14 protein-coding genes are annotated in these 17,889 nt (G+C 71.5%); 8 read left to right on the top strand and 6 right to left on the bottom strand.

All coding sequences use genetic code 11. The features are described from left to right. Positions 1-559: 559 nt before the first annotated feature. On the bottom strand, positions 560-1,963 hold the full coding sequence (locus tag PIQ37_RS01585; RefSeq protein ID WP_342072104.1) for a S8 family serine peptidase: 1,404 nt from the start codon (positions 1,961-1,963) through the stop codon (positions 560-562). Positions 1,964-2,206: 243 nt separating this feature from the next. Here PIQ37_RS01585 and PIQ37_RS01590 point away from each other — a divergent pair, with 243 nt between their 5' ends. The 8 genes from PIQ37_RS01590 to dxs all read left to right on the top strand — a co-directional run bounded on the left by PIQ37_RS01590 (position 2,207) and on the right by dxs (position 13,341). After that, entirely contained in the window at positions 2,207-3,034 is an 828-nt protein-coding gene (locus PIQ37_RS01590) for a DUF6689 family protein (protein ID WP_342072105.1), read from the top strand. Positions 3,035-3,080: 46 nt separating this feature from the next. Next, complete coding sequence (locus PIQ37_RS01595; protein ID WP_342072106.1) at positions 3,081-3,932, top strand: FHA domain-containing protein; 852 nt, start codon at positions 3,081-3,083, stop codon at positions 3,930-3,932. Beyond that, on the top strand, positions 3,929-7,165 hold the full coding sequence (locus PIQ37_RS01600; protein ID WP_342072107.1) for a protein kinase domain-containing protein: 3,237 nt from the start codon (positions 3,929-3,931) through the stop codon (positions 7,163-7,165). The genes PIQ37_RS01595 and PIQ37_RS01600 overlap by 4 nt, the downstream gene beginning before the upstream one ends. After that, positions 7,162-7,881, top strand: a complete 720-nt coding sequence (locus PIQ37_RS01605; protein ID WP_048489945.1) for a sensor histidine kinase — start codon at positions 7,162-7,164, stop codon at positions 7,879-7,881. The genes PIQ37_RS01600 and PIQ37_RS01605 overlap by 4 nt, the downstream gene beginning before the upstream one ends. Positions 7,882-7,969: 88 nt before the next feature. Continuing rightward, positions 7,970-8,617 carry a response regulator gene (locus PIQ37_RS01610; RefSeq protein ID WP_017911263.1) on the top strand — a complete coding sequence of 216 codons (648 nt, stop codon included), beginning with the start codon at positions 7,970-7,972 and terminating at the stop codon, positions 8,615-8,617. Positions 8,618-8,720: 103 nt separating this feature from the next. Beyond that, on the top strand, positions 8,721-10,505 hold the full coding sequence (locus PIQ37_RS01615) for an acyl-CoA dehydrogenase C-terminal domain-containing protein (protein WP_342072108.1): 1,785 nt from the start codon (positions 8,721-8,723) through the stop codon (positions 10,503-10,505). A gap of 112 nt (positions 10,506-10,617) precedes the next feature. After that, complete coding sequence (locus PIQ37_RS01620) at positions 10,618-11,277, top strand: HNH endonuclease (RefSeq protein WP_026143548.1); 660 nt, start codon at positions 10,618-10,620, stop codon at positions 11,275-11,277. Positions 11,278-11,427: 150 nt separating this feature from the next. Then, the gene (gene dxs, locus PIQ37_RS01625) at positions 11,428-13,341 is read left to right on the top strand and encodes a 1-deoxy-D-xylulose-5-phosphate synthase (protein ID WP_342072109.1); all 1,914 of its coding nucleotides are present in this window, start codon (positions 11,428-11,430) and stop codon (positions 13,339-13,341) included. A gap of 123 nt (positions 13,342-13,464) precedes the next feature. Here dxs and PIQ37_RS01630 read toward each other — a convergent pair whose 3' ends face one another. From PIQ37_RS01630 to PIQ37_RS01650, 5 genes are all read right to left on the bottom strand, one after another. Next, positions 13,465-14,532, bottom strand: coding sequence for a TraB/GumN family protein (locus PIQ37_RS01630; protein WP_342072110.1), 1,068 nt, complete (start codon positions 14,530-14,532; stop codon positions 13,465-13,467). Beyond that, positions 14,532-15,002, bottom strand: a complete 471-nt coding sequence (locus PIQ37_RS01635) for a cupin domain-containing protein (RefSeq protein ID WP_048489941.1) — start codon at positions 15,000-15,002, stop codon at positions 14,532-14,534. Before PIQ37_RS01635 ends, PIQ37_RS01630 begins: the two co-directional genes overlap by 1 nt. Before the next feature lie 74 nt (positions 15,003-15,076). Then, the gene (locus PIQ37_RS01640; RefSeq protein WP_342072111.1) at positions 15,077-15,868 is read right to left on the bottom strand and encodes a WecB/TagA/CpsF family glycosyltransferase; all 792 of its coding nucleotides are present in this window, start codon (positions 15,866-15,868) and stop codon (positions 15,077-15,079) included. After that, positions 15,855-16,646, bottom strand: coding sequence for a polysaccharide pyruvyl transferase family protein (locus PIQ37_RS01645; protein WP_017910240.1), 792 nt, complete (start codon positions 16,644-16,646; stop codon positions 15,855-15,857). Before PIQ37_RS01645 ends, PIQ37_RS01640 begins: the two co-directional genes overlap by 14 nt. A 51-nt stretch (positions 16,647-16,697) precedes the next feature. After that, positions 16,698-17,885 carry a GumK N-terminal domain-containing glycosyltransferase gene (locus PIQ37_RS01650; RefSeq protein ID WP_342072112.1) on the bottom strand — a complete coding sequence of 396 codons (1,188 nt, stop codon included), beginning with the start codon at positions 17,883-17,885 and terminating at the stop codon, positions 16,698-16,700. Positions 17,886-17,889 lie beyond the last annotated feature (4 nt).

The raw sequence follows: 17,889 nt of genomic DNA on the forward strand, positions 1-17,889 counted from the left end.
CACCGATGCGCGGCCAATCCGGTATCGCACCCAGGCCGGCCGGGTGGAAACACTCAGCCAGGCATGTCCGACGACCAGGTGTGGAGCGACGACGGATTACCGGCAGTTCGGGCCGGCACCTCGTGCGATCGAGACTGGAGTGCGGGTGGCATGGGACCGCCAGCACGCGCCGAACCAGACGGCCCGGACTGCGTCGCTGCAGACGGGTATCGACCTGCAGGAAAGACGGGAACCGGCAGTAGGGGAACGGCCGACGCATGCGGCGCGAAGCTGCCGACACAAAAAAATGCGGGACGTGCGGGGCCCACCGATCCCGGACGCCATTCCGGGGCGATGGAACCCCGCACGCCCCAGCACGGGGGGCCGCGGAGGCCGACCGAGTGCGCTGCCGAACGGCGACAGCGTGCTCGAAGGCAGCCGCGGAGGCGTCGACGACGCCAGTCATGCGGGCGGAGCGGGACGACGCCAGCGAACGAGGGCGTCCCGACTGCAACGCAAGCGCCGCCACCGAGGCTGCGCCTGCGGGGATCGAGCGGACGTCGGCGTCCGCCCGGCCCGGTTACTTCTTGCTTGCCTCGCGCAGCGCCGAGTAGGCGTTGAGATAGCCGGCGCCCACTTCCCAGGACGCACGTCCCGCCATCGGCGTGGCGGTGCGCTCGATCAGGTCCTTGACCTGGTCCGGGGTCAGGTTCGGATTGGCCTCCAGCACCAGCGCCACCACACCGGCCACATGCGGCGTGGCCATCGAGGTGCCGCTCATGGTGGTGTAGAACGGCAGCTGTGCCGGCGCGATCAGCTTTTCGTCCTTCTGCGCGGCCAGCGGCGGCAACAGGCCGGTGGAGGCGCGGGTGGAGATGATGTCCACGCCCGGCGCGGTGATGCTGGGCTGGTTGATGTGGGTCCAGCTCTTGCCGTCGGCGGTCGTGAAGGTATCGCGCTCGCCGGCCTTGCCGCGCGAGGAGAAGTCGGCCAGCGTGCCGTCGACATTGCCGGCGGCGACCGAGATCACCCACGGTGCCTGTGCGTACGGGTTGTGGGTGTCCTCCTTGGGACCGTCGTTGCCGGCGGCGAACACGCTGACGATGCCGCGCTTGTACAGCTCGTAGGTGGCGACGTTGACCGGGTCGGCCGGATCGAACTTGCCGGAGGTGCCCCAGGAGTTGCTGACGACGCGGATCGGATCCTTGAAGCTGTTCTGGTGCGAGGCCGCGTAGTCCAGGCCGCCCACCGCATCCAGCACCAGCAGCACGCCGCTGGAACCGTAGCCGAACAGGCTGGCGCCGGTCGCCACGCCGCGGTACTTGCCGCCGGACTGCGCGCCGCTGCCGCCGACCGTGCCGGCGCAATGGGTGCCATGGCCGGAACCGGCGTCGGTGTTCGGCACGCCCTCCAGGTAGGTGACCGGCAGCATCGAATTCAGATTGTGCAGGTTGGTGTTGGCCAGCACGTTCTGCACCACGCGGTCGCCATAGGCCAGGTCGCGGTGGGTGGCGTCGATGCCCGAGTCGTTGATCAGCACGCCGACGCCGCGGCCGGTGTACGGCACGGTGCGGCCGAAGTCGCCCGGATTGCTCTGCGCGCGGTCGACCCCGGTGGCCTGGCGCGCGTCCTGGTTGAAGTAGCGCAGCGGGGCGTTGTAGTAGATCGAGGCGACGTCGTCGCGCTCGGCCAGCGCCAGGATCTCCTCCGGCGTGGCCAGCGCACCGGCGATCGGCAGGGTCTGCATGCTGACGCCGCGGGTGATGCCCAGGTCGTGCAACACGGTCAGCTGCGCCGCCGAGACCGGCTTGGACTGCTTGTAGGTGATGACGATCTGCAGCTCGTCGGTCAGCGGCGTGCTGGCCAGCTTGGACTCCAGCAGGCTGTCCAGATGCGCGGCGGCTTCGGCCTTGCCGCCAGCGAAGACGCCGCTGGCGAGAACGGCGCAAATGCCGATGGCGAGTGCGGGACGACGGATAGGCATCTGGAATCTCCGGTTGGTGGGCCCGGGACGGGCGGGTGACTGCAGCCTGACGCGGCCGCGCGGTGGCGCCTATCCGGGATCGCCCCTAGCGCGCGTGGGTGGAAACACCCAGGGCCGCGTGCATCGCCCGTACGGATCGGTATGATCGGGACGAAGGCCGCTGCCGCGCGCCGCGGTGCCGGGCGGAACGCAGGCGCGGTGCGCGGTGCCGGCACATGCAACAGGGGGTTTCAGATGCACACGATGTTCGCAAGGGTTTGCCTGCTGTTCTGCGCCGTCGCGGCGTCCGGCGGGCTCGCCGCGCAACCGCTGCCGGTGCAGGTGGACGTGAGCGGCAATGTGGCGACGGCGGCAATCGGCGCCGGCCCGCATCCGCTCGCGGAACTGACGCTGGAGTTCGACAACGCCAGCGACCTCAGCCCGGCCAGCCTCGGTCTGAGCGCGGAACTGCTGACCCCGGCCCAGGTCACGGCCTTGCTGCCGCGGCTGCCCAGCACGCAAACCGGCCAGGTGCCGTCGCAGTTGCCGCTGCTGATCACGGTGACACCGCCACCGAGCGGCGGCCTGACCTTCCGGCGCGTCGTGCATGTGGAGCTGCACACGCATGCGCTGGCCTATACCGCCGACAGCACCCTGCGCCTGTTCAAGGCCCCGGAGGGCGGCAATTTCCGCGACATCACCGACGAGATCGCCCCCGGCAGCGTCCGCGCCCGCGGCACCACCGGCGGCTTCTCGCAGTTCATCGTGCTCCACGACCTGCGCCCGACCGCCAACGTGGTGGCCGCCAAGCTGAGCCGGCTGCAGGCGCTGGTGGCGCAGCTGCCCGCCAATGAGGCGGCGCCGCTGGCCGCGATGCTGAACAGCGTACAGAGCGCCCTGGCCAATGCCGACTACACCGCCGCCACGGTCGCGCTGGACGGGTTCCGCGAGCAGGTGTCGTCACGCGCCGGCCATGGCATCGCGCAAACCTGGAACGCCGGGATGAGCGCAGGCAACCCCGCCGGCGAGCTGCTGGCCGGCGCCGCGACGCTGCGCTTCTCCATCGACTACCAACGTCTCTACGCGCCTTGAGCGCTGCGGGACCGGTCGCACGCACGGCGACGGAGGACACGCCGCGATGCCCGCGCGCCTGACTGCCTACCTGCCCGACGCGCCGGCACCGACGCTGCTGCTCGCCGCCGGGCAGACCCTGGCGATCGGCCGCGCGGCCGACAACGCGCTGGCGCTGGAACACCCTTCGGTGTCGCGCTGGCACGCGCAACTGCAGCCGCAGGCCGACGGCCACTGGCAGTTGCACGACCTGGGCAGCAAGAACGGCAGCTTCCGCGATGGCGTGCGCGTGGCCGCGCCGATCGCGCTGGAGACCGCGACCTGGCTGCGCTTTGGCGACATCTACGCCGAGTTCGCCCCGCTCAGCCCGGCCGATGCGGAACTGGCCGAACGCCGCCAGCGCGCCCGCTGCGATCGCGCCACCGCCCTCACCCAAGGGCTCGCCCAGATCGGCGGACTCGACGATCTGCTCGGCGCCAGCCTGGACGCGGTGGTCGAACTGGCCCAGGCCGAACGCGGCCTGCTGGTCCTGGCCGAGGCGCACGGCCAGCGCGTCGCGGCCAGCCACGGGATCGGGCCGCTGCCGCTGCAGCACAGCCTCCCCGGCAGCGAGGGCGCCCTGCACCGCGCCCTGCGCGACGGCCAGGCCACCGTGGCCCACGACGTCGGCGGCGTGCCGTGGCTGGCCGAGCGCGCCTCGGTCTGCGCCGCCGGCCTGCGCACCCTGCTGTGCCTGCCGCTGCGCGACGGCGCCCGCGTGCTCGGCGCGATCTATGCCGACAGCCGCCGCGCCGGCAGCGCCATCGGTGCGCTGGACATGCAATTGCTCGAAGCCTTCTGCGAGCGCGCCGCGCTGTGGATCGCCGCACGCCAGGCGCTGCGCGACACCGGGGCGGAACAGGGGCCTGGGCCGGCATGAGCGACGCGGCCACCGCCACCGGCCTGTACGCGCAGGAGAGCCTGACCCCGGGCGACGTGCTGGCCGGCCGCTTCCGCATCGAGCGTTTGCTCGGCATCGGCGGCATGGGCCTGGTGTACCTGGCCCACGACCAGGCGCTGGGCATCGATGTCGCGGTCAAGCTGCTGCGCCCGGAACTGGCGCAGCGGCCGCAGGCGTTCGCCCGCTTCCGCCAGGAACTGCTGCTGGCGCGGCAGGTGTCCAGCCCGCACGTGGTGCGGATCCACGATCTGGCCGAACACGCCGGGCGCTGGCTGATCAGCATGGACTACGTGGACGGCGAGTCGCTGGAGGCGCGGCTGCAGCGCGAGGAACGGCTGGACGTCGACACCGCCTTGTGCATTGCCGGCGACATCGCCCGCGGTCTGCAGGCGGCGCATGCGCGCGGCGTCGTGCACCGCGACCTCAAGCCGGCCAACATCCTGCTGCAGCGGGGCGGCGATGCGCTGATCAGCGACTTCGGCGTGGCCTGCTCGATGGCCAGCAGCGGTCTCGGCGCGACCCTGGGCAACGTCATCGGCACGCCCGCCTACCTGTCGCCGGAACAGGCGCGCGGCGACGCGCTCGACCCGCGCAGCGACCTCTACGCACTGGGCCTGATCCTCTACGAAATGCTCGCCGGGCAGGTGCCGTTCGCCGGCGGCACCCTGTCCGAGACGCTGGCCCAGCGCATGCTGCGCGAGCCGCCGCCGGTGGACCGGCTGCGCGCGGACGTGCCGGGCTGGCTGGTGCGGCTGCTGCAGCGGCTGTTGCGCCCGCAGCCGCGCGACCGCTTGCAGCACGCCGGCGAAGTCATCGTGGCGATCGAGCGCCGGCAGCTGCCGCGCGATCGGCGGCGCTGGCGCCGGCTCGGCCTGGGCCTGGCCGCGACGCTCGCCGGTGTTGCCCTGCTTGGCGTGGGTGCCTGGCAGTGGCAGGCGCAACGCGCCAGCGTCCCGCCGCCGGTGGTCGCCACGCAACCGCTGCCGCGCCTGCTGGTCCTGCCACTGGCCGGCGACCCGGGCAGCGCCGAGCAACGCCTGGCGCTCGGCACCTGGCTGCGCGGCAGCCTCGGCGAAACGCTGACCGTGGTCGATGACGCGCGCACCCGGCAAGCGTTGCGCCAGTACGACCCCACCGGCCAGGCGCCGCTGGACGTGGCGGCGCTGCGCCGGCTCGCTTCGGCGCAGCGCGTGCTGCAGCCGAGTCTGCAACACCAGGGCGCCGGCTGGCGCCTGCAGGCGCTGCTGCACCCGGCCAGCGGCGCGGCGCAACACATCGACGGACCGACCGCCGCCGATCCGGCCGCGGCCTACGCCGCCTGGTTGCCGATCGCGTCCAGGGCGCTGCTCGGCGAAGGCGCCACCCTGCCCGACGACCTGCCCCCACCCGCCGCGCTGCAGGCGTATGCGCGCGGCCTGGCAGCGCAGCAGCACGACGACAGCGCGCAGGCACTGCAGCAGTTGGCCGAGGCCAGCGCGCAGGCGCCGCAGTCCGCGCCGTTGCGCCTGGCCGAGGTGGTCGCGGCGCAAGCCATCGGCGAAGAACAGAAGGCGCGCGAGGCGCTGGATGCGCGCGCGCCCGCGGCGCCGGCGCGGCCGCGCACCCTGGCCCTGCTGGCGGCGCTGCGCCTGGAAGCCGAAGACGATCTCGCCGCTGCCGACCGCGCCTGGCAGGCGTTGGCCACGGCCCGGCCCGACGACAGCGAGGTGCAGCTGCAGGTCGCGCGCATCCAGGCGCAGGCCGGCCACCTGGACGCGGCACGCGATCGCCTGCGCGCGCTGGCGCAGCGCGATCCCGACGACCCGCGGCTGTGGCTGGCGCTGGGCAAGCTGGCGATCCTCAGCGGCAACGCCGCCACCGCGGTGGACGACGACCTGCTGCGCGCGCAACTGCTGTTCCGCCGCGGCCGCGACCTCTATGGCGAAGCGGAGACGGTGAACGCAATGGGCGTGGGCTACGGCCGGCTCGGCCTGGCCCAGCAGGCACAGGCGCAGTACCTGCGCGCGGTGGAACTGCGCCGCCAGGTCGGCAATCGCCGCGGCGTCGCCACCAGCCTGCGCAACCTGGCCGGCACGCTGAGCATCGGCGGCGCCTTCGCCGAGGCCGAACAGAAACTGCAGCAGGCGCAGGCGCTGTACGTCGAACTCGGCGACCGTGACGGCCAGGCCGCCGCCGCCAACGAACTCGGCCTGCTGGCCGAGGAGCGCGGCGACTACCCGCAGGCGCTGCAGGCGTTCCGCGGCGCGCTGACCGCCTGGCGCGCGATCGGCGATGCGCACGGCGTCGCCGAGACGCTCAACAACATCGGCTTCGCGCATTTCCAGTTGGGCGACCTGGACAGCGCGCAGGCGTTCTGGGAACAGGCCGCGCGCGCCTATGCCGACCTCAACGACGCCACCGGCCGCGTGCGCACCGCGCAGAACCTCGGCCTGCTGGCCACCGCACGCGGCCACTGGACGCAGGCGCAGACCCTGCTGAGTCAAGCGCTGCGCGAGGCCGAGCGCCACCAGATGCTCGAGGAAGTGGCGGTGAGCCGGCGCAACCTGGCCGAACTGGCGTTCTGGCAAGGCCAGCGCGCGGCGGCACTCACCCAACTGGACCAGGCGCAACGGCTGTTCCAGCAGAGCCGCGACCAGCGCGGGCAGACCGACATCGCCCTGCTGCGCGCGCAGGTGTGGCTGGCGTTGGGTGACTCGGCGCAAGCGCGGCTGGCGCTGCAGCAGGTGCAGCGGCAAGCGCCCGCCTCGGTGTCCAGCGAACAGCGCGCGAGTGCGGCGCTGCTGCAGGCGCAACTGGCCGAACGCGACGGCGATGACACCGCGGCCGCCGCCGCGCTGCGCCAGGCCGAGGCGCTGGCGCGCGCCAGCGGCACCCGCCTGCTGCAACTGCAGGTGCAGGTGCAGGCGGCGCACGACGAACCTGCCCTGGCCGCGCTGGAAACCGACGTCGCCCGCCTGGGCAATGCCGGGCTGCGCCTGCGCTATCTGCAGCAGGCGCTGCGCTACGGCGCGGCCGACCAGGTCGCGGCGCGCTATGCGCAGGTGCAGACCCTGCTGCTGCGCGGCAGCCCGCTGTTCGCCGCCGCCCTGCACACGCAGGCCGCGCAGCGCCTGGACGCGCTCGGCGACCACGCCGCCGCGCAACGTGCCCGCCGCGCCGCGGCGCAGGCCACCGACGGTTCCGCTGTCGCGCGCGCACAGACCACGCCATGAACGACGCCGCCACGACCGCCGCGGAACGCTACCGCCTGCTGCTGCAGCGACTGGAGGCCAACGAGCGCGAGTTCCGCCGCCTCGGCCGCGCCGTGGTCAAGGTCCAGGAGGACGAGCGCCGGCGCCTGGCCCGCGAGCTGCACGACGGCGTCGGCCAGAACCTCACCGTGCTCAAGCATCGGCTGGCGCAACTGGGCGCGGCGCTCGGCGCGGCCGACGCCGCGTTGCGCGCGCCGCTGGAGGACGCCATCCAGTTGTGCACGCAGGCGCTGGAAGACACCCGGCAGATGTCGCGCTTGCTGCGCCCGCCGATCCTCGACGATCTGGGACTGGAAGCCGCCCTGGGCTGGCTGGGCCGCAGCCAGTCCGCCGCCGGCGCTACTCCGGTCAGCGTCGAGATCGGCCCGCTGCCGACGCTGGACGAAGCGCTGCAGACCCTGCTGTTCCGCAGCGCGCAGGAAGCGCTGACCAATGCGCTCAAGCACGCCGGCGCGCAGTCGGTGCTGCTGCGGCTGGTGGCCCGCGACGGCTGGGCGCATCTGCAGGTGCTCGACGACGGCCGCGGCTGCGACCCGCAGCAGGCGCTGGTGGCCGGCGGCAGCGGCCTGAGCGGCCTGCGCGAACGCCTGCGCCTGAGCGGCGGCAGCCTGCGCCTGCAATCGTCCCCGGGCGAGGGTTGCTGCGTGCAGATCCGGGTCCCGCTGGAGGCCGATTGAACGTGATCGCCCTGCCCCGCCCCGACACCCGCGCGGCGCTGCACGCGCCGCGAGATCCCGCCTGTCGGCGCGATTGGAGCGCACCGGCATGAGCGCGCCGATCCGGGTCCTCATTGCCGACGACCACACCCTGGTGCGCGAAAGCCTGGTCGCCGTGCTCGACGCGATCGACGGCATCCAGGTGGTGGCGCAGGCCGCCGACGGCATCGAGGCGCTGGCCAAGGCCGAGGCGACCAGCCCGGATGTGGCGATCGTGGACATCTCGATGCCGCGGCTCAACGGCATCGACGTGGTCCGGCGGCTGTGCGAGACCGTGCCGCTGGCGCGGATCCTGGTGCTGACCATGCACGAGGAACACGAATACGTGCTGCACGCGGTGCGCGCCGGCGCCTCCGGCTATCTGCTCAAGGACAGCGCCAGCGCCGACCTGATCGCCGCGGTGCGCAACCTGCACGCCGGCCGCGGCCACTTCTCGCCGCAGGCCGCGCAGGCACTGGTCGCGCAGATGCAGCAGCCGCAGGCACTGCCGCCCGATCCCTACCGCAGCCTGACCGCGCGCGAACGCGAGGTGTTCCACCTGATCGTGGAGGGCCGCACCACCAAGGAGATCGCGCGGGTGCTGCAGATCAGCGTCAAGACCGCCGAGAACCACCGCTTCCGCGTGCTCAACAAGCTGGGCATGCGCAATACCGCCGAACTGGTGCGCTACGCGGTCCGCCACGGCCTGCTCGACTGAACGGCGCCGCGCACCGGCGGGTTCGGCACGGCTGCGCATACTCCATACGCCATAGTATCCTGGGCGCCTCGGCCGCGCCGCGGCCCTCGTCACGAGCGATCGCATGAGCACCTATCAAGCCCCGTTGACCGATCTCCGCTTCGCGCTGCACGACGTGCTGCAGGTGGAGGCCTTGTTCGCCCGCCTCGGCCATGCCGACGCCAATGCCGAACTGATCGACGCGGTGCTGGAGGAAGCGGCGCGCTTCACCGGCACCGTGCTGGCGCCGCTGAACCGGGTCGGCGACGAGCACGGCTGCACCCTGGACAAGGCCACCGGCGCGGTGACCACCGCGCCCGGCTTCCGCGAGGCCTACCGGCAGTTCGCCGAGGGCGGCTGGACCGGGCTGACCGCCGCCGCCGAGTTCGGCGGCCAGGGCCTGCCGCACACCCTCGGCGTGCCGCTCAACGAAATGGTCAACGCCGCCAACCTGGCCTGGGGCAACTTCCCGCTGCTGTCGCACGGCGCGGTCGAGGCGCTCAAGCAGCACGGCGAGGCCTGGCAGCAGGAGGTGTTCCTGAAGCCGCTGGTGGATGGCCGCTGGACCGGCACCATGTGCCTGACCGAACCGCACTGCGGCACCGACCTAGGCCTGCTCAAGACCCGCGCCGAACCCAACGCCGACGGCAGCTGGTCGGTCAGCGGCACCAAGATCTTCATCACCGCTGGCGAGCACGACTTCACCGACAACATCGTGCACCTGGTGCTGGCGCGGCTGCCGGACGCGCCGGCCGGCGCCAAGGGCATCTCGCTGCTGGTGGTGCCGAAGTTCAAGGTCGCCCGCGACGGCAGCGTCGGCGAGCGCAACGCGCTGCGCTGCGGCTCTCTGGAGCACAAGATGGGCATCCACGGCTCGGCCACCTGCGTGATGAACTTCGATGGCGCCGAGGGCTACCTGGTCGGGCAGCCGCACAAGGGCCTGCAGGCCATGTTCACTATGATGAACACCGCCCGCCTCGGCGTCGGCCTGCAGGGCATCGGCCTGTCCGAGCGCGCCTACCAGAACGCGCTGCACTACGCCCGCGAGCGCCTGCAGTCGCGCTCGCTGAGCGGCGCCAAACTGCCGGAGAAGCCGGCCGACCCGATCCTGGTGCACCCGGACGTGCGCCGCATGCTGCTGACGGTGAAGGCGCTGACCGAAGGCAGCCGCCTGCTGGCGCTGCATGCCGCCACCCTGATCGACATCGCGCACAGCGCGCAGGACCCGGCCGAGCGCGAGCGGGCCGACGTGCTGGTCAGCTTCCTCACCCCGATCTCCAAGGCCTGCCAGACAGAGTGGGCGGTGGAGAACACCTATCACGCCCTGCAGTGCTTCGGCGGCCACGGCTACATCCACGAACACGGCATGGAGCAGCTGGCGCGCGACGCCCGCATCACCACCCTGTACGAAGGCACCACCGGCATCCAGGCGCTGGACCTGATCGGGCGCAAGACCGCGTCCAGCCAGGGCGCGGGGCTGAAGCTGTTCCTGGCGCAGATCGAGGCCTTCCTGACCGAGCACGCCGACAACCCGGCGGTGGCCGAATTCGTCGCGCCGCTGCGCGAGAAGGCCACCGAGTGGGCGGCGCTGACCAAGCGCATCCTGCAGCGCGCCGCCGGCAATCCCGAGGAACTGGGCGCGGCCAGCTACGACTACGTGTTCTATTCCGGCTACGTGGTGCTGGCCTACTGGTGGGCGCGCAGCGTCGCCGCGGCCGAGGCCTCGGCGCATGGCGAGGCGTTCAAGCAGTCCAAGCGCGAGACCGCGCGCTTCTACTACGCCCGCCTGCTGCCGCGCACGCTGACCCACGCCGCGGCCATCGACAGCGGCGCCGCGCCGCTGATGACGCTGGCCGACGCGCAGTTCTGAGTCGCACATCCACGTCCGAACACAGCCCCGGCATGCACGCCGTGCCGGGGCCGCACGGCCCGCCGCGACCGATACACAAACCGTCACCAATCGGGTATAAGCTGTCTTCCCGATGGAGACAGACACAACAACGCTTGGTCTGATCGATACCGGGGCCTGCGGCGCCTCGGCCGCGGTCCCGTCGCCTGCGGCGTCCCCTTCCCACCTGCCTTCGGTCCGGCTGCTGTCGCTGGACGCGCATGGCCGCGTGCTGGACTGGATCAACTGGCAGGACGCCGCCTGCCTGTACGCACGCGGCGCGGTGGCATGGACCCTCGGCGAGCCGTGCCTGCACATCCACGGTGGCATCTGTCGCGCCAGCGGCGAGCGCAGCGTGCTGGAGCTGCATCCGATCATCGCCGCGCGCGGCCACGCGCATGCGCGTGCGCTCGACCCCACGCCAACCCTGACCAACACCGCGCTGTTCGCCCGCGACGCGCAACTGTGCCTGTACTGCGGCCAGCAGTTCAGCCGCCCACAACTGACCCGCGACCATGTGCTGCCGGTGTCCAAGGGCGGCCGCGACATCTGGGAGAACGTGGTCACCGCCTGCTTCCATTGCAATTCGCGCAAGGGCAACCGCACCCCGCAGCAGGCGTCGATGCCGCTGCTGGCGGTGCCGTACCGGCCGAGCTGGATCGAGCACCTGATCCTGTCCAACCGCAACATCCTGGCCGACCAGATGTCGTTCCTGAAGGCGCAGTTGCCGAAGCGTTCGAAGCTCTCGCTGTAGCCGCGCGGCCTCACGCCGCCCTCACACCCGCTGCGACGGATTGCCGCACCCCGGCCGAAACCGGCCATCCACGCGCCCGCGGATGAACGGGTTGATTGCGCGTGCCCGGAATGGAGAGGAAAATGACAGGTCCGCTGAACCTCCATTCCGATGATCGACCCCACCCGCTATCCGCGCCTCTCGCGCATCCAGGTCCCCGAAGAACTGCGTCGCTTCGATGAATCGGAGCTGCCGACCATCGCCGAGGAACTGCGTGCCTTTCTGATCGAGTGCGTCGGCAAGAGCGGCGGCCACTTCGGCGCCGGACTGGGCGTGATCGAACTCACCGTCGCCCTGCACTACCTCTACGACACGCCGGTCGATCAGCTGGTGTGGGACGTCGGCCACCAGACCTACCCGCACAAGATCCTCACCGGGCGCCGCGACCGCATCCACACGGTCAAGCAGGCGGACGGCGTGGCGCCGTTCCCCAAGCGCGAGGAAAGCGAGTACGACACCTTCGGCGTCGGCCATTCCTCCACCTCGATCTCGGCCGCGCTGGGCATGGCGGTGGCGCTGCAGCGCATGGGCGACGAGCGCAAGGTGGTGGCGGTGATCGGCGACGGCGCGATGACCGCGGGCATGGCCTACGAGGCGCTGAACCACGCCGGCGGCATGGACCCGGAACCGAACCTGCTGGTGATCCTCAACGACAACCGCATGTCGATCTCCGAGGCGGTCGGCGGGGTCACCAAGATGCTGGGGCGGATGAGCGGCAGCAAGACCCTCAACGCCATCCGCGAAGGCGGCAAGAAGATCCTCGGCGACAAGAAGAGCAACCCCACCGCGCGCTTCGTGCGCCGCTGGGAGGAGCACTGGAAGGGCATGTTCGTGCCGTCCACGCTGTTCGAGGAAATGGGCTTCCACTACACCGGCCCGATCGACGGCCACGACCTGCCGGCGCTGCTCGGCGCGCTGAAGACGCTCAAGACCCTGAAGGGTCCGCAGCTGCTGCATGTCATCACCACCAAGGGCAAGGGCTACGAACTGGCCGAGGGCGACCAGATCGGCTACCACGCCGTGGGCCCGTTCGATCCGAGCAAGGGCCTTGTGGCCAAGCCGGGCGCCAAGGCGCCGACCTACACCGACGTGTTCGGCGACTGGATCTGCGACATGGCCGCCGCCGAGCCGGCGCTGCTGGCGATCACCCCGGCGATGCGCGAGGGCTCGGGCCTGGTGCGCTTCAGCAAGGAATACCCGCAGCGCTACTTCGACGTGGCCATCGCCGAGCAGCACGCGGTGACCCTGGCCGCGGGCATGGCCGTGCACGGCGCCAAGCCCGTGGTGGCGATCTATTCCACCTTCCTGCAGCGCGGCTACGACCAGTTGGTGCACGACGTGGCGGTGCAGCAGCTCGACGTGCTGTTCGCGATCGATCGCGGCGGCGTGGTCGGCCCGGATGGCGCCACCCATGCCGGCAACCTGGACCTGAGTTTCCTGCGCTGCGTGCCGCACTTGGTGGTGATGGCGCCGGCCGACGAAGCCGAGTGCCGGCAACTGCTCAGCACCGGCCTGCGCCATGCCGGCCCGGCCGCGGTGCGCTACCCGCGCGGCACCGGCCCCGGGATCGCCCCCGGGACCACGCTGGAACCCCTGCCGATCGGCAAGGCGCAAGTGCGCGCGCAGGGCCACACGGTGGCGCTGCTGGCGTTCGGCGCGCCCCTGGCAGCGGCCGAACAGGTCGGCCACGAGCTGGGCCTGAGCGTGGTCAACATGCGCTTCGTCAAGCCGCTGGACCGCGCCCTGCTGCTGGAGCTTGCGCAGAGCCACGAAGGCTTCGTGACCATCGAGGACAACGTGGTGGCCGGCGGCGCCGGTTCAGGCGTGGCCGAGCTGCTCAACGCCGAAGGCGTGCTGCGCCCGGTGCTGCACCTGGGCCTGCCCGATGCGTTCCAGCACCACGCCAGCCGCGAGCAACTGCTGGCCGAAGCCGGCATCGACGCCGCCGGCATCCGCGCCGCGGTGCTGAAGCGCTGGCCGCAACTGGACACCAGCGCCAGCGCACCGCGTACCGCGGCGGGCTGACCCGCCGCGATTGCGGGTAACGGCACGGCGGTTGGCGCATGCCGTGCCTGCTTGCGGCATTGCGCACGATGCTTGATGTGCCTCATGTCGCTTCCGATTGCGCCGGCGCCTCCAGCGCGTGACCTAAGGCGCGATCACCTCGGCGCCGCTGGCGCGTAGCCGATCCAGCGGCCCGCCCGGCTCCTGCAGGGTCTGCATCGGCAACGCCGCGAAACTGGAGCGGTTCTGCGCCAGCGCCCGCTCGGCCGCCTGCAACCAGGCCGCCTGCGCACGCTGGCGCACATCGCCCAGGCCCAACTTGCGCGCGATCGCCGCTTCGCCGACCGCGTCCAGGCAGACCCGGTACTGATCGTTGGCGGGCAGCGCGGCCAGCGTGTCCAGATCGCCTTCGGACCACGCATTGGCGCGCTGGCGCATCGTCTCCAGGTCGCGATCGATGACCTGCAGGGTGCGCGCGAAACAGGCGCTGTCGTTGAGCGAGGTCGCCCGGAACTCCTGCAGCGCACGCTTGGCGTCGGGCACCTTGACCTCCACCACCACCGGCACGATCGGCACCCTGGCGCGCTTGGCCGCACGCTCGATCACCGGCTGCACGACGCTGCCCAGGCTCAGGCCGGAGGTGCGCATCGCCGCTTCGTACAGCTCCTGCGCCGCGAACACCGGCCGCCAGCGTTCCACGCTGCCGTCGCGGCCCAGGTAGCGCGCCTTCAGCGGCAGCCAACGCGCATACAGCTCCGGCGGCAGCACCTGCTGCAAGGTGCGGTCGTCGGGATTGCGCCGCGCCTTGAGCAAGGACGGCAGCAGCATCAGGCTGCGGAACATGCCCAGGCCCGAGTCAAGGGTGAGGGTCGGCGCCGCGATCACCTGTTGCGATTGGGCGATCACCCGCTCCACTTCGCCCGACTCCCACTGCATGCGCCTGGGCAGCGGCGACACCGTGCCGAGGATCCACAGCACGTGATCGCCGCGGCGGACCTGCCACAGCCCCGGGCCGGGCTGGCGCCCGCTCACCAGCACCGCCTCCAGGTCGACCACCGGCGGATGAGCTGGTGCGGCCGGCATCGCGGTCTGCGCCTGCACGGCGGGCACGCCCGCTGCCAGCAACGCCGCCGCCAGGCACAACGCCGAGCCGAGCCTGCGCGCCACGGTCCCCGGCGCGGTCGCCGCGCGCACCCCGCGCCGCCCCGGCATCAGTCCGCCAGCTTCGGCAGGTGCGTGGCCAGCGGATCGGTGTCCGCCAGCAGTTCGAAGCGCTCCCACAGGAACCCCGGCGCCACCACGCAGCGCACCAGGCAGTAGTCGGCCAGCGGACGCGCAGCCTGCCAGGTGCCGGCCGCGATCACCACCGACGGCATGCCACCGCGCTCGCTGGCATCCAGGCGGTAGCGCTGCAGGCCATGCTGCGGATCGAAGCCCAGCAGTTCCAGTGCCCCGCCCTCTTCCCATTGCCAGGTCTCGTCGGCATCGATGCGGTGCCAATTGCTGACTTCGCCCTGCGCCAGCAGGAAGCGGATGGCGGTACAGGCCGGGCGCAGCGTCTGCTCGTGCTGCACGGTCAAGGCCGAGGTATGCACGCGCGCGTAGCGCCCGCCTTCCGGGTGCGGCAGCAGCGACAGGTCGCGCACCAAGGCGGCGATTCGGAAAGCGGCGGCGCTGGACATGCCTCCAGTCTAATCCGGCGCGTGGCCGTGCGGATGTCAGGCCGCGCCATTTCCTCGGCGGCGGCCGCTCGACATCACGAGGGGCGCAGCGAGTCCCGTGCAGGCGGCGTGGCGCCCAGCCGCCTGCCATGCCGCAGGCACAGCGCGAAGAACACCATCAGATCCCAGCTGTACCGCTTGAGCAGGCGCCGCGGCTCGCGCAGCAGGCGGTAGATCCATTCCAGGCGCAGCCGGCGCACCCAGGCCGGGGCACGCCGCGCGGTGCCGGACAGGAAGTCCAGCAGCGCGCCCACGCCGAACGCCAGCGGCACCTGCAATTGCCCCGCCTGCTGCAGCAGCCAGCGCTCCTGCAGCGGATTGCCGAACGCCACCAGCAGCACGTCGGCGCCACTGGCGTTGATGCGCGCGGCCAGCCCGTCGCCGGCCGCGGCAAACTCGGCATAGCCGTCGCAGGTACCGACCACCTGCTGCCCCAGCGACTGCCGCAAGGTCTGCGCCGCGGCGTCGGCCACGCCGGGACGGCCGCCGAGCAGGAAGAAGCGCAGCGGACGCGGACTCTGCCGGCACAGCGCCGGAATCAGATCGGTGCCGTTGAGATTGCCGGCAAAGCGGCGGCCGTGCACCAGCAGCGCGCCCAGGTCCATGCCGATGCCGTCGTTGACGATGCACACGTCCGCCGCGGCCAGGCGCTCGCGCAGGGCCTGGCACTGCACCACGAAATTGGTGTTGGCGAAGAACACCTGGCGGCGCTCGCCGCGCGCCAGCGCCTGCAGCAACGCGGCAACGAACTCGGCCTCGGTGCTGCGCAGGATCGGATAACCGCCCAGCGCCAGCACCTCGCCGGTCGCGCGCTCACCAGAGGTCATGCGGAAAGCTCTCCAGCAGGCCGCGTTGCACCGCGGCCAGGTCGAACACGGTATTGCCGCCCAGCGCCACGCATTCCTCCACCGTGTGCCCGGCATGCCAGCGGCCGCGGCCGGTACCGGCGTAGTAGTCGTCGTACTTGAAGCGGTCCTCGCCGTTGCCCCAGTCCAGGTACACCGACGGCACGCCGTAGGCCTCGGCCAGGATCAGTCCGTGCAGGGAACTGGACACGACCAGGTCGGCGCCGAGCAATTGCCGCACGAAGGCGGCCGGCTGGCGATTCGGCAGCACCAGGTGGTCCTTGTACTGCGCATACTTGTCCAACGGTTCGTTGAAATGCGGCACCACCAGGAACGGCTGCCGCGCCGATGGCGCCAACAGCGCCTCGCGCGGGAAGAACAACGGCATCAGCAGACCCGGATCGCCGTAGACCTCCGGCACCTGCAGGCCGCGCTCGCGCAGGAACGCGCGGGTCTTGGGGCCGCGCACCGCACGCACGTCGAGCTGGCGGAAGGTATGGCGGTCGGCGGGAATCTTGCCATTGACGCCGCTGCCCCACACGGTGTCGCCATCGCGGGCGAAATGCAGCACCGACCCGATCGCGATCAGCCGCGTGCGCTTGTCGCGCTTGTCCAGCAAGGTGCGGTCGCGCTGGCCGAGCACGTTGGAGACGATGATCTTGGAGAGGTGATCGCCGACGTTGATCTCGCCGTTCTTCGGCTTCCACCAGAACAGCGCCCGGCGCTCTTCGTAATCGATCCATTTTTGCAATGCGGACATCGGTCCTCCTTGGTTGCGCGGGGTGTACGGCGGACAAGCCGGGGCGTGGACTCAGGCCACGCCGTCGGCGAACAGACGGGTCTCCGGGTAGGCGGCCGGGTCCAGCACCCGGTCGGTGGTGTCGGACCAGCTCAGGCACTGCCGATGGCGCACGTGCGGCGCCTGCAGCGCCTGCCCGATCGCCGTGACGATCGACGCCTCGTCGCCGGGCGTGTAACCGAAGCGCGACGGATAGCGGCCGACCACGGCATTGGGGCAGACGGCCGGCAGGCCAAAGAAGTCGTACTGCAGCAGCTTCATCGAACTGTCGGCCAGATACGCCGGCACCTGCTCGGACGCGTACGGGGCGATGCCGAAGCGGGCGTGCTTGATGTAGCGGATGGTCTCGGCGTGCTTCATCTCGCCGTACACCACCACGTTGTCGCCATAGCCCGGCGCACGCCCCATGCCCGAGCCGATCACGTGGAAGGTGACCTGCGGGAAGGCGCGGCTGGCGGCGACGAAGAAATCAGGATCGAACAGCATCGACCCCACCGCCACCGCATGGATGCCCTCGCCGTACGGCGACGGGTCGCCCAACGTGTGCAGGTCGTGGTCCACGCCGTGGCCGACGTGGTACACGTTGTGACGGCTGGCGACCTCCTCGGCCATCGCCGGCGACACCAGCGCGATCACGTCCAGGCTCGGCGCCACGCGGTCGAACTCGCGCTCGATGTAGTCGGCGACGTTGATCGTGCTCAAGCCGTCGGAGGCGCGGTACACCTTGCGTGCGGTCGGGTTGATCCGCGCCGCCAGCGCGATGAACGCCACCGCGATGCCGCTCTCGAACACGATCACATCGGCCTCGCGCATCCAGCGGATCAGCGTGGCCGGCGCGCGCGCCGCGTACAGCTTGAACATCAGGTCTTCCAGCGGCCGCAGCCAGCGCCGCCGGGTGTTGAACGGATGCAGCAGCGCGCGCCACAGATAGCAGTCCACGCCGTTGTGGCGAACCACCTGGTTGGCGGTGGCATCCAGCGACAGGCGCAGGTCGCCCTTGAGTCGCGACAGCAGGCTGTAGCGCAGCGAGAAGAAGCGCGTGGGGCCGCGCTTGGCCAGCTCGTCGGCAATGAAGTGGATGTTGGCGCGGCGCGGCGTGCGGTAGTCGTGCGCCGACAGCACCAGGTAGCACGGCGGCCGGCCGGTGGCGGCTGCGCTCGGCGCTGACGTGGGCAGCGCCGCTGCGGAAGAATCGCTCATGCGC

The sequence above is a fragment of the Xanthomonas protegens genome, from assembly GCF_038442435.1.
Taxonomy (GTDB): Bacteria; Pseudomonadota; Gammaproteobacteria; order Xanthomonadales; family Xanthomonadaceae; genus Xanthomonas_A; species Xanthomonas_A sontii.